Below are 21908 nucleotides of genomic sequence, written 5' to 3' on the forward strand. Positions count from 1 at the left end.
TCCGCGAAAGGAGGCCCGTCATGACCGGGACCAAGACGATCAAGGCCCGGATCGAGGGCCGGGTGCAAGGCGTGTCCTATCGCGCCTGGACACAGGTCGAGGCCAAGAACCGCGACCTGGCGGGCTGGGTCAGGAACGAGGCGGACGGGAGCGTCACCGCCCTCCTGTCCGGGCCGGACCATGCGGTGGACGACATGGTCAGGCACCTCGACCACGGGCCGCCCGCCGCGGTGGTCAAATCGGTCGAGACGGCGCCCGCCGACCCGCCCGAGGGTAACGGGTTCGAGATCCGCCACTGACCCCGCGCTTCAGCCGAGCGGCAGCACGTCGCGCCGGATCATCGTGCGCAGCGCGAAACTCGTGCGCATCGCGCGGATGTTCGGCACCTGCATCAGCCCTTCCTCGAGGAAGCGGTCGAAGGCCTTGAGATCGGCGGCCACGGCGCGGATCAGGATATCGCGCGAGCCGGTCATCAGGTGGCATTCCGTCACCTCGTCGAACCGGCGCAGCGCCGCCTCGAACCGCGCCAGCGCGTCGCGCGACTGGGTCTCGAGCTCCACGTGGATGAAGGCCGTCAGCGCGAGGCCCAGCGCCTCCTGGTCGACGCGGGCGGCATAGCCGGTGATCACCCCGTCGCGCTCGAGCCGGGCGATGCGCCGGGCAAGCGGCGTGGGCGAAAGGCCGATCCCCTCGGAAAGATCGGACAATGTGCGCCGCCCGTCGCGTTGCAGCGCGGCGATGATCTCGCGGTCGATACGGTCCAATTCCCGCGTCATATCGGCAATCCTTGGCGGAATCCTCCAAACATGAGCCGCTCCCTACGAAATTTTGGCCACATCGCGCAACCCGGCCCGCGTATCCTCCGCCCACGATTCGACCGGGAGAGAGGGAGGCTGTCGATGCTCACGCGTCTGGAAATCGAAAGTCACGAGGACGTCTGGCGCGTCGAGGACGAGGCGTCGGGGCTCACGGGCTTCATCGCGCTTCATTCCACCCGGCTCGGCCCCGCGGCGGGCGGGCTGAGGATGCGCCCCTATCCCGATACCGACGCCGCGCTCGCCGACGTGCTCAACCTCTCGCGCGGGATGAGCTACAAGAACGCCGCCGCGAACCTGCCCCTCGGGGGCGGCAAGGCGGTGATCATCGGGCATCCGGATTCCAAGACGCCCGCCATGCTGCGCGCCATGGGCCGCGCCATCGACAAGCTCGAGGGCCGCTACTGGACCGCCGAGGACATGGGCATGTCGCCCGCCGACATGGCCCATATCGCGCAGGAGACCGATTATGTCGCCGGCCGTGACAGCGGCCCCTTCGCCAGCGGCGATCCCTCGCCCGTGACCGCGCGCGGCGTGTTCGACGCGATGCGCGTGGGTGCGCGGCACGCCTTCGGCTCGGACGATCTGCGCGGGCGTCACGTCGCGGTGCAGGGGCTGGGCCACGTGGGTTGGCACCTCTGCCGCCTGCTGCACGAGACCGGCGCGCGCCTCACCGTGGCCGACACCGTGCCCGCGCGGGTCGAAGAGGCCCGTGCCGAGTTCGCGGCCGAGGCGGGCGACACCGCCACGATCCACGCGGCCCCCGCCGACATCTTCGCCCCCTGCGCCATCGGCGGCATTCTCAACGCCACCACGATCCCCGAGATCCGCGCCCGCCTCGTCGCCGGCGCCGCCAACAACCAGCTCGCCGCGCCGGGCGACGCCGACGCGCTCCATGCCCGCGGCATCCTCTACCTGCCCGACTACGTCGCCAATGGCGGCGGCATCATCAACGTCGCCGCCGAGATCCTGCGCATCGAGGATCGCGCGCCATGGGTCGAGGACAAGCTCGCCGCGCTGTCCACCACGATGGAGCGCATCCTCGACCGCGCCCGCGCCGAGGATCGCAGCCCCGCGCATCTCGCGGACACCATCGTCGCCGAGCGGGGTCTCTAGGCCGCGCGCCCCCGCGCGGCGATGGACAAACCGCCCCTGCCGACCTAATCAGGCCGCATCCGAAACCGCTTGCAGGCAGACCATGGCACGCGACCCCTTCGTCATCGGCGACCGTTCCGTCGACCCCGGCACGCGCGCCACGGTCAACATCCCCGTCTCCACCCTGCCCGACCACACGCCCGTGACGCTCTCGGTCGAGGTGGTCCACGGGCGCCGGCCCGGCCCGGTGCTCTTCGTCTCGGCGGCCGTCCACGGGGACGAGGTGATCGGGGTCGAGATCGTGCGCCGCCTGCTGGCCGCCGAGGGGCTCGCCGATCTCGACGGCACGCTCCTGGCGGTGCCCATCGTCAACACCTACGGCTTCCTCAACCATTCCCGCTATCTCCCCGACCGGCGCGACCTAAACCGCTGCTTTCCCGGAAGCCCCACGGGCTCCATGGCCGCGCAGCTTGCCGACTGCTTCATGCAGGAGGTGGTGATGCGCTCCGAGGTGGGGATCGACCTCCATTCGGCGGCCATCCACCGCACCAACCTGCCGCAGATCCGCCTCTCGCCCGACAACCGCCGCCTGCGCCGGCTGGGCCGGATCTTCGGCGCGCCGGTGATGATGACCTCGAAGCTGCGTGAAGGTTCCCTGCGCATGGCCGCCGAGGAGAAGGGCATCGACGTGCTGCTCTACGAGGGCGGCGAAGGGTTGCGCTTCGACGAGTTGGGCGTGCGCGCGGGCGTCGCGGGCATCTTGCGGGTGATGAACGCGCTGCGCATGATCGGCGACGATTTCGCCCCCCTGCCCGAGGTCGAGCCGGTGCTCTGCACCACGTCCCACTGGTATCGCGCGCCGGCGGGCGGTCTCTTCCGGGGCTATCTCGGCATCGGCGACACGGTCGAGCCGGGCACGGTGCTGGGCGCCGTCGCCGACCCATTCGGCGAGATCGAGACCGAGGTGACATGCGACGAGACGGGCATCGTGATCGGCCGCACGAACATGCCGGTGGTCTACGAGGGCGACGCGCTCTTCCACATCGCCACCACGCCTCGTGCCGACGCCGCCGCCGAGGGCGTGAGCGCCCATCTCGACGCGGCCCCCCTCTTCGACGAGGACGAGATCATCTGACGGCGGGCGGGCGCGCGCGCCCCGCGCCTTGCGATTCGCGGCCTGTCCGGCGGCCCCGCGCGGTCACTCGCGGGTCAACTGGTCCGCCTGAAGGCCCGAATTGAGCCAATTGGTATAGTGAACTGAACCACTTTCGCCGGAATTGCTTTGTGAAATGTGAATTCCTTGCTACGCTTTCCGCGAATTCGGGGCGCGAAGCCAATTGGTCTGAAATTGGTATTTTACCGGCGACGCCATAACGCCGGAGGGACGCCCCGTTTCGCCGTCAGCCGATCGCCGGCCTTCGCCGGCGTTGCCAACAAGGGAGTTCGACAATGTTTTCCAAATTCCGCGCCCCGGGTCTCACCCGCCGCACGTTCCTGAAATCGACCGCCGCCACCGCCGCCGCGGCGGGGCTTCCGGGCGCCGCCCTCGCGGCGGGGGATCCGATCAAGATCGGTTTCCTCGCGCCGCTCACCGGCGCCGTCGCCGCCTGGGGCAAGCCGGGCCTCGACGGTTGCGAAATCTGGGCCGAGCGCGTGAACGAGGCGGGCGGCATCGACCTGGGCGGCACCAAGCACCCGGTCGAGTTCGTGGCCTACGACAACGAGTATGACCCCGCCAAGGCCCGCACCGGCGCCACCAAGCTCATCCGCGAGGACGGCGTCTCCTTCATCATGATGCTGGGCGGCGACACCTGGCCGGGGGTGCAGCCCGTCGCCGACAAGACGGGGATGCTCTTCTCCACGCTGCTGCCCTCGGACCTCAGCCCCGACACCACCACGCTCATCGCACCCGCCGAGGTGCACCCGATCTACAACGTGACGGGCGTCGACTGGCTGGCCGAGAACCGCCCCGAGCTCAAGACCGCCGTGATGTGCGCGCAGGACGACGCGCTCGGCCTGCCCTCCGTCGCCACCTACCTCGCGGCCTTCGAGGCGGCGGGGATCGAGATGCAGGACGAGCCGCTCCTCTTCGACCCGGCTACCACCGATTTCGCGCCGGTGGTCACGCGGCTCCTGTCGGGCAACCCCGATATCGTCTGCCTCGACACCTGTTACTCGGATTACGTCCACCCCATCGCCGAACAGCTCTTCCAGCAGGGCTACGAGGGGCAGATCATCTCCTGCACGGCCGATTTCTACGACCAGATGATCGACAAGACGTCCAAGGAGTTCATGGAAGGCTTCATCTTCCAGTTCCCCGATTTCGACGACCCCGCGCTCAACGACCCGCGCATCAACTTCGACGACCCGAACGGCTTCTATGCCGAGTACAACAAGCGCTTTCCGGGCCAATGGGGCGCGGTCAGCTGGGAATACGCCTCGATCATGGACCTCTGGCGCTCGGCCGCCGAGAAGGCGGGCTCGGCCGATCCCGACGCGGTGCTCGAAGCGATGCTCGCCGACGGCACGGGCAAGCACGCCTTCGGCGACGCGAAATGGTGGGGCAAGGACCTCTTCGGGATCGACCACGCGCTGGTGGGGGACTGGCCGGTCGTGGTGATCGAGGACGGCAAGGCCACGATCAAGGGCTTCCGCAACATTCCCGCATGGTACGACAAGCATGGCGACCTGCTGGTCAAGCACATGCAGGCCTACGACCAGATGTGGGACCAGCGCGGCTGAGGCCCTCCGCCTCCCTGCATCGGACGCGATCACGCGCGCGGGCCGTCACCGGCCCGCGCCAACCCTCCCCTGACGTCGAAAGCCAATACTCATGCTCGACCCCGATCTCCTCGTGCAGACGGTCCTGAACTCGATCTACGCGGCCAGCTACATCTCCCTCGTCGCCGTCGGCCTCGTGCTGATCTTCGGCGTGATGGGTGTCATCAACTTCGCCCATGGCGAGCTTTTCATGGCAGGCGCCTATGCCATCGTGGCGCTCTATGCGGACATGCACATGCCCTTCCTCGCGGCGGTGGCCCTGGGCCTCGTCTTCGTGGGCTGCCTCGGCCTCCTGATGGAGCGCGCGCTTTTCCGGCCCCTGCGGGACAATCCGCTGGGCGGGCTCGTGGCCTCCATCGGCTTCCTGATGATCCTCCAGGCGCTCGCCACCATCGGCTTCGGCGTGCGGATGGAGCATATCCCGCCGGTTACGCAGAAGGTGATCTCGCTCGGCAACGCATCCTTCCCGCTGGCCCGGCTCTATGTGGTCATCGCGGCGATCGTGCTGCTCTCTGCGCTCTGGATCTTTCTCAAGCGCACGCGCTTCGGCTGGGCGCTGCGGGCCTCGGCGCAGGACCCGCAGGCGGCCGAGCTTCAGGGCATCTCGATCGCCCGCACCGCGCAGATCGCCATGTTCATCGGCGCCGGGATGGCCGGCATCGCCGGTGCGCTCACCGCGCCGCTCGTCTCGGTCAATCCGCACATGGGCCACTCGGTCATCGTCACCGCCTTCATCGTCATCATCGTGGGCGGCGTCGGGAGCCTCGAGGGCGCCATCGTCGCCTCCATAGCCTATGCCTTCGTGCACACCTTCGTCACCACCTTCTACGACGGGGTGATCGCCGACATCGTCGGGCTCTCGCTCATGCTCCTGGTGCTGATCGTCAAGCCCACCGGCCTGTTCGGGAGTGCGGACCGTGCTTAAATTCCTAATCTGGCCGATCGTCGCCGCCGCCCTCGTCGCGCTTCCGCACGGGCTCAGCTTCTCGCAGCAGGAAATCCTCGTATTCCTCACGATCAACATCCTTGTCGTCTCCTCCTACCGCCTGCTCACGCTCACCGGCGAATGGTCGCTCGCGCATGTGGTGATCATGGGCGTCGGCGCCTATGCCAGCGCGCTTTTCTCCAAGGAGCTGGGCCTCTGGGTGCCGGTCTCGATGGTCCTCGGCGCGGTCACGGCGGCGCTCATCGCCGTGCTGCTCAGCTTCCCGCTCTTCCGCATGAAGGGCTTCTATTTCCTCATCGGCTCCTTCGCCGCCGGCGAGATCATCCGCCTTCTGTGGAAACGCTTCCGCGATCCGTTCGGCGGGCCGAAGGGGATCAAGGGGATCGACCCGATGCCCGACTTCTCGATCGGCATCTACGATTTCGACTTCTTCGAGCCGGTCAGCTACTACTACTTCGCCGGCGTGATCGTCTGTATCTGCCTCTGGCTTCTCTGGCGGATCGAGAAAAGCCCCGTGGGCCTCACCTTCCACGCGGTCCACTGGCAGGACAAGCTGGCCGAGGCGTCGGGCGTCAACCTGCGCGCCTACCGCACGCTCGCCTTCGCCATCGCCAGCGGCTTCGCGGGTCTCGGCGGCGCGCTGCTCGCGCATTACGTGGGCACGATCAACCCCAACTCCTTCGACCTCGATCTCATGGTCTTCGTGCTCACCTGGGCCATCGTCGGCGGCACCGGCACCTTCTACGGGCCGATCCTCGGCTGTGTCACGCTCACGATCCTCAACGAGGTGGTGCTGCGCGAACTGGGCTTCGAGCAGATGCGCCCGCTGATCTACGGCGCGATCCTGATCCTCTCGATCCTCTTCCTGCCCAACGGGCTCGAAAGCCTCGTCCAGAAACTCACCCGCCGGAGGAAAACCGCATGACCGCCCTACTCGAAACCCGCGACCTGACCATGCGCTTCGGCGGTCTCGTCGCGGTCGACGCGCTCGGCTTCTCGGTCGAGCAGGGGTCGATCCACGGTCTCATCGGCCCCAACGGCGCCGGCAAGACGACGACCTTCAACATGATCTCGGGCTTCTACACGCCGACCTCCGGCCAGGTGCTCCTGCGGGGCGAGGACATATCGGGCCTCAAGATGCACGAGGTCGCGCGCCGCGGCGTGGTGCGCACCTTCCAGCACTCGACGCTCTTCGCCGAGCTCACCGTGCTCGAGAACGCGCTCATCGGCACGCACATGTCCTTCCGCCCCAACATCTTCGCCGCGATCGTCGGCTGGGACCGCGAGGATCGCAAGGGCGCGCTCGCCCGGGCGCACAGCGCGCTCGAGTTCTTCGGCCTCGACCACCTCGCCTCCGAACGCGCGGGCGACCTCAGCCACGGGCACCAGCGCGCCCTCGGCATGGCCGTCGCCCATGCCAGCCACCCCGACATCATCCTGCTCGACGAACCCTTCACCGGCATGAACCCCGAGGAGACGCGCCAGATGATGGACCTCATGCGCCGGCTCAAGGCCGACGGCATGACCATCCTGCTGGTGGAACACGACATGCAGGCGATCATGGGGCTTTGCGATCGCATCACCTGCATGAGCTTCGGCAAGTTCCTGGCCGAGGGTGGCCCCTCGGACATCCGCAACCATCCCGACGTGATCGAAGCCTATCTCGGGGGCGCGCGCCATGTTGCTTGAGATGAAGGGCGTGGCCGTCAACTACGGCAACATCAACGCCATCCGCGACATCTCGATTTCCGTGCCCGAGGGCAAGATCGTCACCATCATCGGCGGCAACGGCGCGGGCAAGACCACGACCCTGCGCGCCATGTCCGGCATGGTCGCGCCCACCCGGGGCGAGATCACCTTCGAGGGCCAGCGCATCGACGGGCTGCCCGCGTCGAAGGTGGTGGCCCACGGCATCGCCCATGTCCCCGAGGGGCGCCGCATCTTCCCCGACATGACGGTCGAGGAAAACCTGCGCACCGGCGCCTTCCTGCGCCGCGACAAGGACGCGATCCGCAGCGACCTCGAGGACGTCTACGACCGTTTCCCCCGCCTGCGCGAACGCCGCCGCCAGACGGCCAAGACCATGTCGGGCGGCGAACAGCAGATGCTCGCCATCGGCCGCGCCCTCATGTCGCGCCCGCGCCTTCTGCTCATGGACGAACCGTCGATGGGCCTGGCCCCCGTCATCGTCGAGGAGATCGCGCGGATCGTCGAGGAGATCAACGCGCAGGGCCTCTCCGTCGTCCTGGTCGAACAGAATGCAGAACTTGCGCTCGAACTCGCAGATCACGCCTACGTGCTGGAAACCGGAAATCTCGCGCTGGAGGGACCCGCCGATGAGCTTCACGACAACGAACATGTTCGCGCCGCGTATCTGGGGATTTGACCGCGCCGACGCCGAATGGCACGTCGCGCGCGGGGCGGGCTGGACCCGCGCCGATCTCGCGTGGGAACGCCTGATGGAAACCGGCTGCGCTGGTACCGGCAAGGCCGCCCGGCGCCGCTTCCTCGCCGCCGACCTCCTCGCGCGGCTCCGCTTCGCCCCCGGCGACCCGCGCCGCGCCACCGCCGCCGCCGCCCGCTGGCGCCTCACCGGGGCCGAGGCGCATCGCCTGCGCGCCCTGCGCGAATGGCAGGGGGTCGAGAGCTATATCGAGACCCTCGAGATCCGCCCCCGCGCCCGCTCGTCGCTCTTTCACCTGCGGATGGAGGCGCGCCACCGCGACACCTATCACGCCAACCTGCGCAAGCGCCTCACCGCCTTCGCGACCGAGATGCGCGAGACGCTCGAAGGCGAAGGCCACCACCGCCACGCCGCGCGCTGGCGCGGCGAGAAGCCCACCGTTTTCGACGACACGCGCAAACTCTTGGCGGCCTGCCTGCTCATCCCCGACGGGGAGCGGCTCAGGACAGCTTGTCGCGATTGAGCGGCATGAGGAAGATCGACACGACCAGCAGCGAGAAGACCAACTCGTAGACCTCCCATTTCCGCGGCACGTCGATCACGGCTATGATGAGGCTCGCCACGATCGCGATGATCCCGTGCTTGAGCTTCGGCACCGGCACGGCCAGCCTGTCGGCCACCCGCGCGATCCATCCGCCGCGCGGGTAAAGCAGCGGCAGCCCCACGAGATAGAGCAGGATCACCACCGTCAGGACCGACCCGAAAAGCGTCTTGGCCAGGTGCATGTCCCCCACCATGAGATTGTGGAAGTTGGTCTCGTACTGCTTGTTGTTCTCCTTGAAGAACTCCCCCGACTCCCATCCGAAGATGCGCTGGCCCCAGCTGATCTCCTCGCCCGCGGCCAGGAAGAAGAGGAGCGCGTAGAAACAGGTGAGCCCCACGGCCAGCGCACCCGCCCGCCCGCGCATCTGCGACGCCCGCACCAGCAGGACGACGCTCGCCACCAGCAGGAAAAGCGCGGTGCCATATTCCACCAGCCCGTCCTCGGCGGCATAGACCAGGTGGAAATACTCCCTGTCCCAGAAATACACCCCCAGCGTCGCAACCAGCGTCACGACGATAAGCGCCATCGCCCCGCGTTCGATCGTCTCGGTCATCGCCCTGCTCCACCCTCGCGTTCCAGCAGCAATTAGGACAGCCCCGCCCCGCGCACAAGCCCCCGCCCATCGGCAGGCTCCCATCTGTCGATTGAAAACCGCCGCGACTTGGGGCAGACTGCGCTGCAAAAATAACGCGTGGCCGGTCCGTGTCCCGGCCTCAAGGCGAACGAGGCAGAGCAATGAAGAAACCGATCATCCTGGGCCTGGTCCTGCTCCTCGCGGGCTGCGGCGGCTATCACAAGGCCAAGCGCGAGGGCGGGCGCGTTCCCGCCTCCCGCACGATCTCGGCCCCCATCGCGATCACGCCCAACGCCCGCCCCGTGATGGTGAGCGACGGCACGACGACCGAGGTGGCCTACCGGGTGCCGGTCGCCAAGCCCTTCGCCAACGGCCCGATCAAGCGCGCCTGCATGAACTCCGACCGCAAGGCCCGCTCGAACGAGCTTTGCGGCTGCATCCAGGCCGTCGCCGACCAGACGCTCTCGGGCGCCGATCAATCCCGCGCGGTGAGCTTCTACAACGACCCCCACAGCGCGCAGGAGGTCCGCATGTCCGACCGTCCGGGCGACGAGGCATTCTGGAAAACCTATACCAACTACGCGAAAACAGCCGAACGCGTCTGCCGCTGAGGCCGCGCACGAAGGGCGCCCCGCCCTTCTCCTGCCGGAAATATCCTGGGGGGTGCCGTGAAGGCCCCCCGGGGGCTTCGCGGCGGGGGGCAACGCCCCCCTCCGGCGTCAGTCGCCCTCGTCCATGTCGAAGCCGAGATGCCTGGCCACGGTGAAGATGTCCTTGTCGCCCCGCCCGCACATGTTCATGATGATGAGGTGATCCTCGGGCAGATCCGGCGCGATCTTCATCACATGCGCCAGCGCATGGCAGGGCTCGAGCGCGGGGATGATCCCCTCCTTCTCGCATGACAACTGGAACGCCTCGAGCGCCTCGCGGTCGGTGATCGAGACATACTTGGCCCGTCCGGTCTCGTGCAGCCAGCTATGCTCGGGCCCGATGCCGGGATAGTCGAGCCCCGCCGAGATCGAGTAGCCCTCGAGGATCTGCCCGTCATCGTCCTGCAAAAGGTAGGTGCGGTTGCCATGCAGCACGCCCGGCCGCCCGCCGGTCAGCGACGCGCAATGCTCCATCTTCTCATCCACGCCCTTGCCGCCGGCTTCCACGCCGATGATCGCCACGTCCTTGTCGTCGAGGAACGGGTAGAAAAGGCCCATCGCGTTCGACCCGCCGCCGATGGCCGCGATGATCGTGTCCGGCAGCCGCCCCTCGGCGGCCTGCATCTGTTCGCGGGCTTCCTTGCCGATGATCGACTGGAAATCGCGCACCATGGCCGGATAGGGATGCGGGCCCGCCACCGTGCCGATGCAGTAGAACGTGTCGCGCACGTTCGTCACCCAGTCGCGCAGCGCGTCGTTCATCGCATCCTTGAGCGTGCCGCGCCCCGATGTCACCGGGATCACCTCCGCACCCAGAAGGCGCATGCGGAACACGTTGGGTTTCTGCCGCTCCACGTCATGCGCACCCATGTAGACCACGCATTTCAGCCCGAACTTGGCACAGACCGTCGCCGTGGCCACGCCGTGCTGACCCGCGCCCGTTTCGGCGATGATGCGCGTCTTGCCCATGCGCCGCGCGAGCAGGATCTGCCCCAGAACGTTGTTGATCTTGTGTGCGCCCGTGTGGTTCAGCTCGTCACGCTTGAGATAGATCTTCGCGCCGCCCAGGTGCTCGGTCAGGCCCGCGGCGTAATAGAGCGGACTGGGCCGGCCCACGTAATGCGTCCAGAGATCATGCATCTCGTCCCAGAAGCTCTGGTCGGTCTTGGCATGCTCGTACTGCTCTTCCAGCTCGAGGATGAGCGGCATCAGCGTCTCGCTGACGAACCGCCCGCCGAACTTGCCGAAGCGGCCCTTCTCGTCGGGGCCGGTCATGAAGGAGTTGAAGAGATCGTTCATCGTGCCAGGGTCCCCTTGTGTCGCTCCTGCCCGTGAATATGCAACGGCGCGGCGGATTTCCAGAGCAAACGGCGATGCCCGGATTCCCTGCGGGTATTTTGCCCGGAATTTCGCAGGCTCCCGGTCTCCACGCAAAGGGCCGGACGCTGCCGCCCGGCCCTCCTTCCTTCGTGTGATCCGGTCAGGTCAGGTGTATTTCTTGATCTCACCCGACTTGAGCCGCGCCTGGTAGCTCTTCAGCTCGCGCTTCACGATCGGCATCAGGCAGTAGAGCGCGATGATGTTCACGACCGCCATGGCGAAGATCGCCGCGTCCGAGAAGTCGATCACCGGCCCGAGGCTCGCCGCCGCGCCGATCACCACGAAGACGCAGAAGATCAGTTTGAAGACCAGCTCTTTCGTGTCCCCCTCGCCGAAGAGGAAGGTCCACGCCTTGAGGCCGTAATAGCTCCAGGAGATCATCGTCGAGAAGGCGAAGAGCACCACCGCGAGCGCCAGCACGTACTGGAACCACCCGAACGAAGACGAGAACGCCGCCGAGGTGAGCGCCACGCCCGACGTGTCGTTGACCGTGCGGATCGCACCCGTGGCCTCGTTGATCTGGTAGAGGCCGGTGGTCGGGTCGCTGACGAGCTGGCCCGTGATGATGATGACGAGCGCGGTCATCGTGCAGATCACCACCGTGTCGATGAAGGGCTCCAGGAGCGACACGAACCCTTCGGTGATCGGCTCCTTCGTGCGCACCGCCGAGTGGGCGATCGCGGCCGATCCCACGCCCGCCTCGTTCGAGAAGGCGGCCCGCTTGAACCCCTGGATCAGCGCACCCACGAGGCCACCCGCGACACCGAGCCCGGTGAAGGCGCCCGAGAAGATCTGTCCGAAGGCCCAGCCGATCTGGTCCGCGTTCATCAGGATGATGACCAGCGCCGTCGCCACGTAGAGGACGCCCATGAACGGCACGACCTTCTCGGTGACCTTGGCGATCGACTTGATGCCGCCCACGATCACCGCGAAGACGACCGCGGCAAAGACCAGCCCCGTGATCCAGCCCGGATAGTCGCCCATCACGTTCGAGATCTGCGCATGGGCCTGGTTGGCCTGGAACATGTTGCCCCCGCCCAGCGCTCCGAGGATGCAGAAGACCGAGAACAGCACCGCCATGAACTTGCCCAGCGGCAGCCCGCGTTCCTCGAACCCCTTGACCATGTAGTACATGGGCCCGCCCGAGACGCGCCCGTCGGGATACTCGTTGCGGTATTTGACCCCGAGCGTGCATTCGGTGAATTTCGACGCCATGCCCATGAGGCCCGCGAGGATCATCCAGAATGTCGCGCCGGGTCCGCCGATGCCCACGGCCACCGCGACCCCCGCGATATTGCCAAGGCCCACCGTCCCCGAAAGCGCCGTGGCCAGCGCCTGGAAATGGCTGACCTCGCCCGCGTCGTCGGGATCGGAATAGTCGCCCTTCACCAGCGAGATGGAATGCCCGAAGGCGCGGAACTGGACGAAGCCGAAATAGAAGGTGAAGATCGTTGCGCCCACGACCAGCCACAGCACGATCCACGGGAACGCGGTGCCGGGCAGCGGGGCGAAGATGAGATTTACGAACCAGCCGGTCGAACTCGCGAAGATCGCGTTCACCTGCTCGTCAAGCGATTGCGCCATCGCCGGCGAGGCAAGGAACGCCGTCGCCGCGGCCAGCGCCGGAACTTTGATCGGATATGTCATGTGATATCTCCGGATGTCAGGGAACGATGGTGACTGGCACGGTGCAGGATTGCGCGAGCGATCCCGCGACCGAGCCGAAGATGCGCGACGAAAGCCCGCTCTCGCCCGTGCGGCCGATGACCACCTGGGTGGACCCCGTCTCCTTGGCGATGAGGCTCAGCGTATCGGCGACATTGCCGTATCTGAGCGCGGTCTCGACATTCACGCCGCCCTTCTGGAGCTTTCCGACCACCGGCGACAGCACGTGCTCCTCCGCGCGGGTCAGCTCCTCCTTGCGCCTGACATGCCGCTCTTCCAGCTCCTCCTTGGTGAGGAAGGAATAGGGCGACCATTCCAGCACATGGGCCACCACGACCCCGGCGCCCTGTGCCTTCGCCCTCTCCATGGCGAACTCGAGCGCGCGTTTCGATCCCTCGCTGCCATCGTATCCGACGACTATTTTCTCGGGCATTTTCTACCCTCCTTTTTATGTTGGCGCCCCGGCATGGGGGCGCGGCAACCTTAGCAGGTTCGCGACATTTTGCCGCGATTCGTTGGGTGCCCCATCATTTTTCGTGATACCGTTGCGCGCGCACAAATCGCGCAGTGCCGCCATAAAGCCCCGTCGCGGGGGCTCACAGCGTCTTCTTGAACCCGGTATGGGTGGCGGCGAATCCCAGCCCCTCGTAGAAGCGATGCGCGTCTGCGCGCGTGCGGTTCATGGTGAGTTGCAGCAACCCGCATCCCGCCTCGCGCGCCCGTGCCTCGGCATCGGCGAACATCTCGCGCCCGATGCCCCGCCCGCGCAGGTCGGTGGCCACGCGCACGGTCTCGACCTGCGCCCGCCGCGTGGCCCCGAGCGACAGGCCCGAGATGAAGGTGATCTGGTAGGTCGCCACGATCCGCGCGTCCATCTCGCCCACGATCAGGTGGTTCTGCGGCTCTTCCGCGATCCGGTCGAACGCGTCGAGATAGCGGCGCATCTCATGCCCCTCCCGCGTCCGGCCCAGCACGTCATCCGACATGAGCGCGCAAATGCGGGGCACGTCGCCGCGCATCGCGTCGCGGAACGTGATCATGACCGGGCCGCGTCGATGAAGGCCCGCATCAGCGCCGCGTCCTTCCTGCCGGGCGCGGTCTCGACCCCCGAGGCGACATCGACCTGCCGCGCACCCGTGGCCGCGACCGCGCGGGCCACGTTGTCCACGTTGAGCCCACCCGCCAGCATCCACGGCACCGGCCAGCGCCGTCCCGCGACGAGCGACCAGTCGAAGGCGACCGCGTTGCCGCCGGGCCGGTCCGCCCCCTCGGGCGGCTTGGCATCGACCAGAAGCTGGTCGGCCGCCCGCGCATGCGCGTCGATCGCGCCCAGGTCCTCGGGCCCGGCAAGGGCCACCACCTTCATCACCGGCAGGCCGAAGCGCGCCTTCACCTCGGTCACGCGCTCGGGCGTCTCGTGTCCGTGCAGTTGCAGCATGTCGAGCGGCACGATGTCGGTGATCGCGCGTATCGTCTCGTCATCGGCATCGACGACGAGCGCCACCTTGGCGATCCCCTCCGGCACGCGCAGCGCAAGCGCCCGCGCCGCCTCGGGCGCGACGTAGCGCGGCGATCTTTCGAAGAAATTGAGCCCGAGATACGCCGCGCCTGCATCGACGGCGGCGTCCACGTCACCGGCCCGGGTGATCCCGCAGATCTTGACCCGCATGTCTCGTGCCATCGGGTCAGCCGGTCTCGTCCAGAAGGGTGAGCACGTCGTCGCTGTTCTGGCGCCGCTCCCCCTTCAGGCGACGCAGCTCGGCGCGAAGCCGTGCCATCTCGCGCGCCTGCCGGGCGGCCGCGGCGCGCTCCTTGGCCTCGCGGATGTATTCCCACAGGAAGCCCAGGACCAGCCCCGCCAGGACGCCGCCGAAGATCACCACGAAAAGCGGCACCTCGTGGGCGGGCGTCACCGCCGCCATGCTGTTCAGCTCGGCGGGGATGAGCCGCACGGCCACCATCTGCCGGTTCGCCAGGGCAACGAGGATGAGGGCCACCGCGAAGATGGCGATACAGGCGTAACGAATATACCGCATTCAGTCTTTCCCGTTCAGACGATCCCTGAGAAGCTTGCCCGTCTTGAAGAACGGCACGTGTTTCTCTTCGACCTCAACGGCTTCTCCGGTGCGCGGGTTCCGTCCGGTGCGCGCGTCGCGCTTCTTGACCGAAAAGGCGCCGAAGCCGCGAAGCTCCACCCGCTTGCCGCGCGCCATGGCGTCGGTGATCTCGTTGAATATCGTATTGACGATCTTTTCCACATCCCTCTGGTATAAATGCGGGTTCTCATCGGCGATTTTCTGAATCAGCTCCGATCGGATCATCGGTCCCCCCCGGGTTCAAGATGTTTTGGCTCTCAATGGCTTGACCGGGACTATAGATAGAAATCGCGAAAAACAAAAACGGAAACCTCCCGTCGCGTGGGCCGAAAACGGCTCTTTAGGGGGCGCGCGGGCCGAAAAACGCCGAATTCCCCGCCGGTTGCGCGCAGCGGACAGGGATCGCGCCACGGGGTGTGCCCCTCGATTCGCTCACCCCGCCGCCAGTCCGCGCAGGATCAGGAATCCTCCCGCCAGCAGAAGCACCACATGCGTCACGCGCTCGAACCGCCGCTGGTCCAGCCGGTCCTGCACCCGGAAACCCACGTGGAGCCCGGCCAGCGCCGGGACGCAGAGCAGAAGCGACGCGACCGCCGACCGCGCGTCAAGCACGCCCGAGACGGTGTGCGACGCCACGAGCGTCAGCGCGCCCAGGCCATAGACGACACCCTGGATCCGGATCTGCTCGACCTTGGGCGTGTGCATCGCGGTCAGAAGCGCCACGGTCGGCGGCCCCCAGATACCGGTGATGCCGCCGAAGAACCCCGCGACCGCGCCGACCACGGCCTGGATGCGCGCGGTCGGCGGGGTCGGGATCGGCAGGGTCCGCCCCATCAGCGCGAAGCCCGCCACGAGGCTCACCGGGATGCCGATCAGCAGCAGCATCAGCCGCGCCGACATCCACGGCACCGCCTGCGCCGACAGGATCATGAGCACGAAGCCCGCCACGAGGAACGGCGCGAAGCGCCGGAGCGCGGCCAGCGCCGCCGCGCGCCCGCCCCGCATCGCCTGAAGCCCGTTCGACAGGAGCGTCGGAAAGACCAGCGCCGCCAGTGCCACGTCCGGCGCCACCAGCAGGCTCAGCCCCGCGATCATCACGGTGGGCAGGCCGAATCCCACCGCACCCTTGAGCACCCCCGCGGCGAAGGTGATTGCGAGCGCGGCGACGAGGATGGTGGCCGAGAGGGGCTCCGTCATGCTCTGCTCCATGCATGCTGCGGCACCCTACCGCATGGCGGCGGGACATTCGGCACGCAATTAAAGAACGCAACGGATGCCGCAAGGGCAAAATAGTTGCGCTGCAACTGCGAAATGGCTAAACCGTCCCGGACAGATCCGCGACAGGCGAAAGGAGCCCCGACCATGGCACATGACGGACAGGACATCACGCCCCGATCCTCCGCGGCGCTCGACGATCTCTTGACCCTGACCCGCGCGGCCCTGCCCGCCGCCGAGCAGGTGCTCAACCTCGCCACCGAAAGCCTGCGCGGCATGGTCACCGTCGAGGGCCGCGTCTCCGGCGCCCGGATCGAGGCCAACCAGTCGGCGGCGCACGGCCTCGCGTGGCTCGCCACCTATGTGGAGGCGCTGCGCCAGATGCAGGCCTGGGCCGATCGCCTGACCGAACGGGGCCAGTTCGGCGAGGTCGAGGCGCTCCTCCACCAGATCGCGTTCGGCGAATATCTCCACCAGATCGCCGGCGGCATCCCCATGAACCAGACCGAGATCGTCCGCCTTGCCGACCTCGGCCTCGGCTCCGACGCGCTCTCGGGTTTCGACGCGCCCGAGGTGCGAACCCTCCTCTCGCGCGGCAACAGCCAGGCCGCCCGCACGCGGCTCGTCGAGCTGATGCAGGACCGCGCCGCCGAGATCACCGTGGGCCGCACCGGCCTCGAGGACGAGCTCGAGATGATCCGCGAGCAGTTCCGCCGCTTCTCGCTCGACCGGGTCGAGCCGCACGCCCATGACTGGCACCTCAAGGACGAACTCATCCCGATGGAGATCATCGAGGAACTGGCCGAGATGGGCGTCTTCGGCCTCACCATCCCCGAGGAATACGGCGGTCTGGGCCTCAGCAAGGCGTCCATGGTCGTCGTCTCCGAGGAACTGAGCCGCGGCTATATCGGCGTGGGCAGCCTCGGCACCCGCTCCGAGATCGCGGCCGAGCTGATCCTCTGCGGCGGCACCGACGAGCAGAAGGCCCGCTGGCTCCCCCGGCTCGCCAGCGCCGAGATCCTGCCCACCGCCGTCTTCACCGAACCCAATACCGGCTCCGACCTCGGCAGCTTGCGCACCCGCGCGGTCAGGGATGGCGACGATTACCGCGTCACCGGCAACAAGACCTGGATCACCCACGCCGCGCGCACCCACGTGATGACCCTGCTGGCGCGCACCGACCCCGACAGCACCGACCACCGCGGCCTGTCGATGTTCCTGGCCGAGAAGACCCCCGGCACCGACGAGAACCCCTTCCCCACCGAGGGGATGACCGGCGGCGAGATCGAGGTGCTGGGCTATCGCGGGATGAAGGAATACGAACTCGGCTTCGACGACTTCCACGTCAAGGGCGAGAACCTGCTGGGCGGCGAGGAAGGCAAGGGGTTCAAGCAGCTCATGCAGACCTTCGAGGCCGCGCGCATCCAGACCGCCGCCCGCGCCGTGGGGGTGGCACAGGCCGCGCTCGACGTGGCGATGCAATACGCGCAGGACCGCAAGCAGTTCGGCAAGGCGCTCATCGAATTTCCCCGCGTCTCCGGCAAGCTCGCCATGATGGCGGTCGAGATCATGGTGGCACGCCAGCTCACCTATTTCTCGGCATGGGAGAAGGACAACGACCGCCGCTGCGACCTCGAGGCCGGCATGGCCAAGCTCCTGGGCGCCCGCGTCGCCTGGGCCGCGGCCGACAACGGCTTGCAGATCCACGGCGGCAACGGTTTCGCCACCGAGTACAAGATCAGCCGCATCCTCTGCGACGCCCGCATCCTCAACATCTTCGAGGGCGCCGCCGAGATCCAGGCCCAGGTCATCACCCGCCGCCTGCTCCAGTGAGCAAGCTGCGAAACGTTCCGCCGGAGCGTTCCGGGGCGCGGCACGCCGAGCCTTCTCAGGTCGTCGCGGGGCGGCTGCCGGGATGATCAAGGCGCGGAACAGACCGGTGAACCGTCTCGCGCGACGGCGCAGCGAAATCGGGGCCGAGGGCATCGCACGGCCTATCCCCAGCCAAGCGCGGCGCGGCGGCGCGATCCCGGCGGATGCCTTCGGGCCTTCCCATCCCGGACGCCCCCTCCCCGTTCGGCAACGTGACGGTCGCGCCGCATGGTTCGAGCCCGAAACACACTGCCGTGCCTCCCCCCGGCACGCGGGCCGAGTCGCCGTGCCCCATGCCGCGCGCCTCTCGGCCGCCCATCGGCCGACGCCCCGTCGGGACGGCGCGATACCCCGTCATGCCGGTTTCAGATACCCCATGACACGCCTTCCCGGCCCGTGACCACGCCCGCCGGTCCGGGCGCCCGCTCCGTGCCGCATCCCTACACTTTCGGCAGAAGCGCCACCGGCGTCTCGGGCGCGCGGTAGAAATCGAGCGGCTGCGTCCCGCTCGCGTCGGTCATGCGCTTGTATTCGAATACCCGCTCCCCGTCCTCCTCGACCGAGGCGACGATCAGGCATTGCGACACATGGCGCGCCCCGTCGTAGAGATCCACCAGCCCGCGCATCCGCGGCGCGGCGCCCGCCTCCAGCGCGAAGCCGCCATCCCAGGCGCGCAGCACGCGATGCACCTCGTCCCCGTCATGCACGCGCAGGCGCGCGTTCCTGCGCAGCGCCTCGCGCCGGGCACGGTCGAGCCCCTCCTGCACCTCGCGCGGAAGTATATCGGTCATCAAACTGGCCTCCCCTGACCTCCGAAGGATTGCCGCAACCGGCTTAAAGTCAAGTTAAAGTCTTGAAAAAGTTTGTTGACACCTGCCCCGCCGCGCCCGCGTGCGTCCCTGCACAGCCACCCTGCGCGGAACCCGATTGGCCTTCCGCGCGCTGTGCCATAGATCGAGAAGGAACGGACAACCGCAAGAGAGGATGACATGGGCAAGCTGGTCGACGGCGAATGGAAAGACGAATGGTATGACACCGAAAGCCATGGCGGCGCCTTCAAGCGCGACACGTCACGTTTCCGCAACTGGATCACCCGCGACGGCGCGGCCGGCCCCTCGGGCGAGGACGGGTTTCCCGCGGCTTCCGGGCGCTATCACCTCTACGTCTCGCTCGCCTGCCCCTGGGCGCATCGCACGCTGATCTTCCGCCGGCTGAAGGATCTCGTCGATCACATCGGGATTTCGGTCGTGCATCCCGACATGCTGAGCGAGGGCTGGGAATTCCGCACCGACTATCCCTGCGCCACCGGCGACAGGCTCAATGGGCGCGACTACCTGCGCGAGGTCTATCTCGCCGTCGATCCCGGGATGTCGGGCCGCGTGACCGTCCCCGTTCTCTGGGACACCGAGCGCGAGACCATCGTCTCGAACGAGAGCGCCGACATCATCCGCATGATGAACTCGGCCTTCGACGACATCACCGGCAACACCGACGACTATTATCCCGAAGACCTCCGCGCCGGGATCGACGAGGTGAACGACCGCGTCTACGACACCGTCAACAACGGCGTCTACAAGGCCGGTTTCGCCACATCGCAGGAAGCCTATGACAAGGCCGTCCATCCCCTCTTCGACAGTCTCGACTGGCTCGAGGAACGGCTGGACACCCGGCGCTACCTCATGGGCGACCGCCTCACCGAGGCCGACTGGCGCCTCTTCACGACGCTCATCCGCTTCGACCTCGTCTATCACACGCATTTCAAGTGCAACCGCGCGCGGAACATGGATTACCCCGCGCTCTGGGGCTACACGCGCGATCTCTACCAGCACGCCGACATACGCGAGACGGTGAATTTCGACCACATCGTGCGTCACTACCACGTCAGCCAGAAAACCGTGAACCCGCACCAGATCATCCCGATCAACCCCTCGCCCGATTTCGACGCGCCTCACGGGCGGGACAAGCTTGGCGGTGCCGCATGACCGGCGACGAACCCGTCTGGGAGATCGAGGAAGGCTTCTGGTGCAAGGGCCTCGACTTCTACGAGGCCCATCTCGCCCCCGATGCCGTCATGGCCTTTCCCCTGCCCGTGGGCATTCTCGAGGGCGACGCCATCCTCGACGCGGTCGACGGCTCGACCCGATGGGAAGGGGTGCTCATGGCCGACCGCGTGCTGCGCAAGTCCGGTGACACCTGCGTGCTGATCTATCGCGCCACCGGGACGCGCGAGGGGACCGATGCCTACACCGCCACCTGCACCAGCACCTATGTGCGCGAGGATGACGGCTGGCGGCTTCTCGTCCACCACCAGACGCCGGTCGGATGAGGGATCACGTCTCGTCGCCGTAATGCGCCACCATCGCCGTCAGGTCCTCGGGCGCCATGTCCGATTGCAGGAACGCGCGCGCATTGGCGCAGATGGCAAAGATCGACCCGTCCGAGAAGAAGCTCGTGTCGGTGACGAAGACGATCCGCGTCTCGGGGTGGCGGTAGCTCGCGAAATCCGCGACGGCAAGCGCGCTGCCCTCGGCCAGGAAGAGGTTGAGCACGATCACGTCCACGCGCCTCTCGCGCAGCACCTCGATCGCCGCGTCCTGCCCGCGCGCAAGGGCCACGCACATGCCCTGCCGCTCCATGTGACGCCGCCAGAGACCGCCCAGCGCCGGATTGCTTTCCACGATCAGGATTTCCATCGCATTCACCCCCTTGGGGAAGGATCATTCGCCCGCATTCCCCTGCCTGCGCCCGCAGCGTTAACAAAGGGTTAATGCCGCCCCGCATCCGCGGAAATCGGCTGGCCCACGGGCATGCGCAGGCTTGTTTCCGCCGATGAAATGCGCTTCAACGCGGGATCAACCGCCCGAGGCCGCCATGTCCCTCACCGTTCTCATCCTCGCGCTCCTCCTCGACGCCGTCATGGGCGAGCCGCGCGCGATCTGGTCGCGCCTGCCCCACCCGGCGGTCCTCATGGGGCGCGCGGTGGGCTGGTGCGACCGGCGCCTCAATGGCGGCGCGCATCCCCGGCTTGCCGGCGTGGGCGCGATGGCGCTGCTTGCCGCCGGCGCCCTTCTCCTGGGGCTGCTGCTCGAGGGTCTGGGCGACCTCGTCGCGCTGCTCGTGGCGGCGGTGCTGCTGGCGCATCGCTCGCTCGTCGATCATGTCCGCGCCGTGGCGCGCGGGTTGCGCAGCTCGCTGCCCGAGGGGCGCCGCGCGGTCGCGATGATCGTGGGCCGCGACACCGCCGCCATGACCGAGCCCGCCGTCGCCCGCGCCGCCATCGAATCCGCGGCCGAGAACTTCTCGGATGCCGTGATCGCCCCCGCCTTCTGGTTCGCGGTGGCGGGGCTTCCGGGGCTGCTGCTCTACAAGGTCACGAACACCGCCGACAGCATGATCGGCCACCGCACCCCGCGTCACGCGGCCTTCGGCTGGGCCGCCGCGCGGCTCGACGACCTGCTCAACCTGGTGCCCGCGCGCCTGTCGGCGCTGCTCATCGCCGTGGCGCATGGCCAGACCGCCCATTGGCGCGCTATCCGCGCCGACGCGCGCCGCCACCGCTCGCCCAACGCCGGCTGGCCCGAGGCGGCGATGGCCCGCGCGCTCGGCGTGGCGCTTTCGGGTCCGCGCTCTTACGCGGGGCGGATGACCGACGATCCCTTCGTCAATCCCGAGGGGCGCCGCCCCCTCGCCGCGCGCGATATCGACGATTGCATCCGTGCCCTCTGGCGCGCGTGGTGGCTTTTCCTGGCCTGCCTTGCGGTCATCGCGGTTGTGCTGGGCTGAGCCCGCCCTTACCTTCGGCCCGCTGATG

Annotated in this window: 26 protein-coding genes; 14 read left to right on the forward strand and 12 right to left on the reverse strand. The window is 67.6% G+C overall.

Annotation, left to right across the window (positions count from 1 at the left end):
- Nucleotides 1-20: 20 nt before the first annotated feature.
- Nucleotides 21-299 (forward strand): acylphosphatase, encoded by a 279-nt coding sequence (locus tag K1T73_RS11860; protein WP_220600907.1) that lies wholly within the window; start codon nucleotides 21-23, stop codon nucleotides 297-299.
- 9 nt (nucleotides 300-308) lie between these two features.
- Here the strand turns inward: K1T73_RS11860 and K1T73_RS11865 are convergent, their stop codons facing one another.
- Nucleotides 309-764 (reverse strand): Lrp/AsnC family transcriptional regulator, encoded by a 456-nt coding sequence (locus K1T73_RS11865; RefSeq protein ID WP_220603721.1) that lies wholly within the window; start codon nucleotides 762-764, stop codon nucleotides 309-311.
- 135 nt (nucleotides 765-899) lie between these two features.
- On the opposite strand from K1T73_RS11865, the gene K1T73_RS11870 reads away from it, so the two are divergent.
- The 8 genes from K1T73_RS11870 (at nucleotide 900) to K1T73_RS11905 (ending at nucleotide 8564) form a co-directional block, all read left to right on the forward strand.
- Nucleotides 900-1931: a Glu/Leu/Phe/Val dehydrogenase dimerization domain-containing protein gene (locus K1T73_RS11870; RefSeq protein WP_220600908.1), complete on the forward strand. Its 1032-nt coding sequence runs from the start codon at nucleotides 900-902 to the stop codon at nucleotides 1929-1931.
- A gap of 82 nt (nucleotides 1932-2013) precedes the next feature.
- Nucleotides 2014-3045 (forward strand): succinylglutamate desuccinylase/aspartoacylase family protein, encoded by a 1032-nt coding sequence (locus K1T73_RS11875; RefSeq protein ID WP_220600909.1) that lies wholly within the window; start codon nucleotides 2014-2016, stop codon nucleotides 3043-3045.
- A 314-nt stretch (nucleotides 3046-3359) separates the two neighbouring features.
- Nucleotides 3360-4652 carry an ABC transporter substrate-binding protein gene (locus K1T73_RS11880; protein ID WP_220600910.1) on the forward strand — a complete coding sequence of 431 codons (1293 nt, stop codon included), beginning with the start codon at nucleotides 3360-3362 and terminating at the stop codon, nucleotides 4650-4652.
- 91 nt (nucleotides 4653-4743) lie between these two features.
- Complete coding sequence (locus tag K1T73_RS11885) at nucleotides 4744-5616, forward strand: branched-chain amino acid ABC transporter permease (protein WP_220600911.1); 873 nt, start codon at nucleotides 4744-4746, stop codon at nucleotides 5614-5616.
- The gene (locus K1T73_RS11890) at nucleotides 5609-6562 is read left to right on the forward strand and encodes a branched-chain amino acid ABC transporter permease (RefSeq protein WP_220600912.1); all 954 of its coding nucleotides are present in this window, start codon (nucleotides 5609-5611) and stop codon (nucleotides 6560-6562) included. Before K1T73_RS11885 ends, K1T73_RS11890 begins: the two co-directional genes overlap by 8 nt.
- Entirely contained in the window at nucleotides 6559-7326 is a 768-nt protein-coding gene (locus K1T73_RS11895) for an ABC transporter ATP-binding protein (protein ID WP_220600913.1), read from the forward strand. The genes K1T73_RS11890 and K1T73_RS11895 overlap by 4 nt, the downstream gene beginning before the upstream one ends.
- Nucleotides 7316-8023, forward strand: a complete 708-nt coding sequence (locus K1T73_RS11900) for an ABC transporter ATP-binding protein (protein ID WP_220600914.1) — start codon at nucleotides 7316-7318, stop codon at nucleotides 8021-8023. Before K1T73_RS11895 ends, K1T73_RS11900 begins: the two co-directional genes overlap by 11 nt.
- Entirely contained in the window at nucleotides 7974-8564 is a 591-nt protein-coding gene (locus K1T73_RS11905) for a tetratricopeptide repeat-containing protein (protein ID WP_259400233.1), read from the forward strand. The genes K1T73_RS11900 and K1T73_RS11905 overlap by 50 nt, the downstream gene beginning before the upstream one ends.
- Here K1T73_RS11905 and K1T73_RS11910 read toward each other — a convergent pair.
- Nucleotides 8542-9198: a hypothetical protein gene (locus K1T73_RS11910; protein WP_220600915.1), complete on the reverse strand. Its 657-nt coding sequence runs from the start codon at nucleotides 9196-9198 to the stop codon at nucleotides 8542-8544. The genes K1T73_RS11905 and K1T73_RS11910 overlap by 23 nt on opposite strands.
- A 182-nt stretch (nucleotides 9199-9380) precedes the next feature.
- On the opposite strand from K1T73_RS11910, the gene K1T73_RS11915 reads away from it, so the two are divergent.
- Complete coding sequence (locus tag K1T73_RS11915; RefSeq protein WP_259400234.1) at nucleotides 9381-9830, forward strand: hypothetical protein; 450 nt, start codon at nucleotides 9381-9383, stop codon at nucleotides 9828-9830.
- 108 nt (nucleotides 9831-9938) lie between these two features.
- Here K1T73_RS11915 and trpB read toward each other — a convergent pair whose 3' ends face one another.
- The 8 genes from trpB to K1T73_RS11955 all read right to left on the reverse strand — a co-directional run bounded on the left by trpB (nucleotide 9939) and on the right by K1T73_RS11955 (nucleotide 16207).
- The gene (trpB, locus tag K1T73_RS11920) at nucleotides 9939-11168 is read right to left on the reverse strand and encodes a tryptophan synthase subunit beta (RefSeq protein ID WP_220600916.1); all 1230 of its coding nucleotides are present in this window, start codon (nucleotides 11166-11168) and stop codon (nucleotides 9939-9941) included.
- A gap of 186 nt (nucleotides 11169-11354) precedes the next feature.
- A complete protein-coding gene (locus tag K1T73_RS11925) occupies nucleotides 11355-12896 on the reverse strand; it encodes a sodium:alanine symporter family protein (protein ID WP_220600917.1) in 1542 nt (513 codons plus the stop codon).
- A 16-nt stretch (nucleotides 12897-12912) separates the two neighbouring features.
- Nucleotides 12913-13347 carry a universal stress protein gene (locus tag K1T73_RS11930; protein WP_220600918.1) on the reverse strand — a complete coding sequence of 145 codons (435 nt, stop codon included), beginning with the start codon at nucleotides 13345-13347 and terminating at the stop codon, nucleotides 12913-12915.
- A 163-nt stretch (nucleotides 13348-13510) separates the two neighbouring features.
- Nucleotides 13511-13954 carry a GNAT family N-acetyltransferase gene (locus K1T73_RS11935; protein WP_220600919.1) on the reverse strand — a complete coding sequence of 148 codons (444 nt, stop codon included), beginning with the start codon at nucleotides 13952-13954 and terminating at the stop codon, nucleotides 13511-13513.
- On the reverse strand, nucleotides 13951-14595 hold the full coding sequence (locus K1T73_RS11940) for a phosphoribosylanthranilate isomerase (protein WP_220600920.1): 645 nt from the start codon (nucleotides 14593-14595) through the stop codon (nucleotides 13951-13953). The genes K1T73_RS11935 and K1T73_RS11940 overlap by 4 nt, the downstream gene beginning before the upstream one ends.
- 4 nt (nucleotides 14596-14599) lie before the next feature.
- Nucleotides 14600-14950: a lipopolysaccharide assembly protein LapA domain-containing protein gene (locus K1T73_RS11945; RefSeq protein ID WP_220600921.1), complete on the reverse strand. Its 351-nt coding sequence runs from the start codon at nucleotides 14948-14950 to the stop codon at nucleotides 14600-14602.
- Nucleotides 14951-15235 carry an integration host factor subunit beta gene (ihfB, locus tag K1T73_RS11950; RefSeq protein ID WP_220600922.1) on the reverse strand — a complete coding sequence of 95 codons (285 nt, stop codon included), beginning with the start codon at nucleotides 15233-15235 and terminating at the stop codon, nucleotides 14951-14953.
- A 207-nt stretch (nucleotides 15236-15442) separates the two neighbouring features.
- Nucleotides 15443-16207 (reverse strand): sulfite exporter TauE/SafE family protein, encoded by a 765-nt coding sequence (locus K1T73_RS11955; RefSeq protein WP_259400235.1) that lies wholly within the window; start codon nucleotides 16205-16207, stop codon nucleotides 15443-15445.
- 165 nt (nucleotides 16208-16372) lie between these two features.
- Between K1T73_RS11955 and K1T73_RS11960 the strand changes: the two genes are divergently transcribed.
- Nucleotides 16373-18058 carry an acyl-CoA dehydrogenase family protein gene (locus K1T73_RS11960; protein WP_220600924.1) on the forward strand — a complete coding sequence of 562 codons (1686 nt, stop codon included), beginning with the start codon at nucleotides 16373-16375 and terminating at the stop codon, nucleotides 18056-18058.
- A gap of 479 nt (nucleotides 18059-18537) precedes the next feature.
- Here K1T73_RS11960 and K1T73_RS11965 read toward each other — a convergent pair whose 3' ends face one another.
- A complete protein-coding gene (locus K1T73_RS11965) occupies nucleotides 18538-18888 on the reverse strand; it encodes a hypothetical protein (protein ID WP_220600925.1) in 351 nt (116 codons plus the stop codon).
- A gap of 198 nt (nucleotides 18889-19086) precedes the next feature.
- On the opposite strand from K1T73_RS11965, the gene K1T73_RS11970 reads away from it, so the two are divergent.
- Nucleotides 19087-20079 (forward strand): glutathione S-transferase family protein, encoded by a 993-nt coding sequence (locus tag K1T73_RS11970; protein WP_220600926.1) that lies wholly within the window; start codon nucleotides 19087-19089, stop codon nucleotides 20077-20079.
- Nucleotides 20076-20423, forward strand: coding sequence for a nuclear transport factor 2 family protein (locus tag K1T73_RS11975; protein ID WP_220600927.1), 348 nt, complete (start codon nucleotides 20076-20078; stop codon nucleotides 20421-20423). Before K1T73_RS11970 ends, K1T73_RS11975 begins: the two co-directional genes overlap by 4 nt.
- Before the next feature lie 4 nt (nucleotides 20424-20427).
- Here K1T73_RS11975 and K1T73_RS11980 read toward each other — a convergent pair whose 3' ends face one another.
- Nucleotides 20428-20790 carry a response regulator gene (locus tag K1T73_RS11980; protein WP_220600928.1) on the reverse strand — a complete coding sequence of 121 codons (363 nt, stop codon included), beginning with the start codon at nucleotides 20788-20790 and terminating at the stop codon, nucleotides 20428-20430.
- A gap of 178 nt (nucleotides 20791-20968) precedes the next feature.
- Between K1T73_RS11980 and cbiB the strand changes: the two genes are divergently transcribed.
- Complete coding sequence (gene cbiB / locus K1T73_RS11985) at nucleotides 20969-21880, forward strand: adenosylcobinamide-phosphate synthase CbiB (RefSeq protein ID WP_220600929.1); 912 nt, start codon at nucleotides 20969-20971, stop codon at nucleotides 21878-21880.
- Nucleotides 21881-21908 lie beyond the last annotated feature (28 nt).

The sequence above is a fragment of the Roseovarius sp. SCSIO 43702 genome, from assembly GCF_019599045.1.
Taxonomy (GTDB): domain Bacteria; phylum Pseudomonadota; class Alphaproteobacteria; order Rhodobacterales; family Rhodobacteraceae; genus Roseovarius.

What these genes read in the sequence shown, in the direction of transcription:
- K1T73_RS11860 (WP_220600907.1), top strand. Translation starts at nt 21, where the DNA reads ATGACCGGGACCAAGACGATCAAGGCCCGGATCGAGGGCCGGGTGCAA.
- K1T73_RS11870 (WP_220600908.1), top strand. Translation starts at nt 900, where the DNA reads ATGCTCACGCGTCTGGAAATCGAAAGTCACGAGGACGTCTGGCGCGTC.
- K1T73_RS11875 (WP_220600909.1), top strand. Translation starts at nt 2,014, where the DNA reads ATGGCACGCGACCCCTTCGTCATCGGCGACCGTTCCGTCGACCCCGGC.
- K1T73_RS11880 (WP_220600910.1), top strand. Translation starts at nt 3,360, where the DNA reads ATGTTTTCCAAATTCCGCGCCCCGGGTCTCACCCGCCGCACGTTCCTG.
- K1T73_RS11885 (WP_220600911.1), top strand. Translation starts at nt 4,744, where the DNA reads ATGCTCGACCCCGATCTCCTCGTGCAGACGGTCCTGAACTCGATCTAC.
- K1T73_RS11895 (WP_220600913.1), top strand. Translation starts at nt 6,559, where the DNA reads ATGACCGCCCTACTCGAAACCCGCGACCTGACCATGCGCTTCGGCGGT.
- K1T73_RS11900 (WP_220600914.1), top strand. Translation starts at nt 7,316, where the DNA reads ATGTTGCTTGAGATGAAGGGCGTGGCCGTCAACTACGGCAACATCAAC.
- K1T73_RS11905 (WP_259400233.1), top strand. Translation starts at nt 7,974, where the DNA reads ATGAGCTTCACGACAACGAACATGTTCGCGCCGCGTATCTGGGGATTT.
- K1T73_RS11910 (WP_220600915.1), bottom strand. Translation starts at nt 9,198, where the DNA reads ATGACCGAGACGATCGAACGCGGGGCGATGGCGCTTATCGTCGTGACG.
- K1T73_RS11915 (WP_259400234.1), top strand. Translation starts at nt 9,381, where the DNA reads ATGAAGAAACCGATCATCCTGGGCCTGGTCCTGCTCCTCGCGGGCTGC.
- trpB (WP_220600916.1), bottom strand. Translation starts at nt 11,168, where the DNA reads ATGAACGATCTCTTCAACTCCTTCATGACCGGCCCCGACGAGAAGGGC.
- K1T73_RS11925 (WP_220600917.1), bottom strand. Translation starts at nt 12,896, where the DNA reads ATGACATATCCGATCAAAGTTCCGGCGCTGGCCGCGGCGACGGCGTTC.
- K1T73_RS11930 (WP_220600918.1), bottom strand. Translation starts at nt 13,347, where the DNA reads ATGCCCGAGAAAATAGTCGTCGGATACGATGGCAGCGAGGGATCGAAA.
- K1T73_RS11935 (WP_220600919.1), bottom strand. Translation starts at nt 13,954, where the DNA reads ATGATCACGTTCCGCGACGCGATGCGCGGCGACGTGCCCCGCATTTGC.
- K1T73_RS11940 (WP_220600920.1), bottom strand. Translation starts at nt 14,595, where the DNA reads ATGGCACGAGACATGCGGGTCAAGATCTGCGGGATCACCCGGGCCGGT.
- K1T73_RS11945 (WP_220600921.1), bottom strand. Translation starts at nt 14,950, where the DNA reads ATGCGGTATATTCGTTACGCCTGTATCGCCATCTTCGCGGTGGCCCTC.
- ihfB (WP_220600922.1), bottom strand. Translation starts at nt 15,235, where the DNA reads ATGATCCGATCGGAGCTGATTCAGAAAATCGCCGATGAGAACCCGCAT.
- K1T73_RS11955 (WP_259400235.1), bottom strand. Translation starts at nt 16,207, where the DNA reads ATGACGGAGCCCCTCTCGGCCACCATCCTCGTCGCCGCGCTCGCAATC.
- K1T73_RS11960 (WP_220600924.1), top strand. Translation starts at nt 16,373, where the DNA reads ATGGCACATGACGGACAGGACATCACGCCCCGATCCTCCGCGGCGCTC.
- K1T73_RS11965 (WP_220600925.1), bottom strand. Translation starts at nt 18,888, where the DNA reads ATGACCGATATACTTCCGCGCGAGGTGCAGGAGGGGCTCGACCGTGCC.
- K1T73_RS11970 (WP_220600926.1), top strand. Translation starts at nt 19,087, where the DNA reads ATGGGCAAGCTGGTCGACGGCGAATGGAAAGACGAATGGTATGACACC.
- K1T73_RS11975 (WP_220600927.1), top strand. Translation starts at nt 20,076, where the DNA reads ATGACCGGCGACGAACCCGTCTGGGAGATCGAGGAAGGCTTCTGGTGC.
- K1T73_RS11980 (WP_220600928.1), bottom strand. Translation starts at nt 20,790, where the DNA reads ATGGAAATCCTGATCGTGGAAAGCAATCCGGCGCTGGGCGGTCTCTGG.
- cbiB (WP_220600929.1), top strand. Translation starts at nt 20,969, where the DNA reads ATGTCCCTCACCGTTCTCATCCTCGCGCTCCTCCTCGACGCCGTCATG.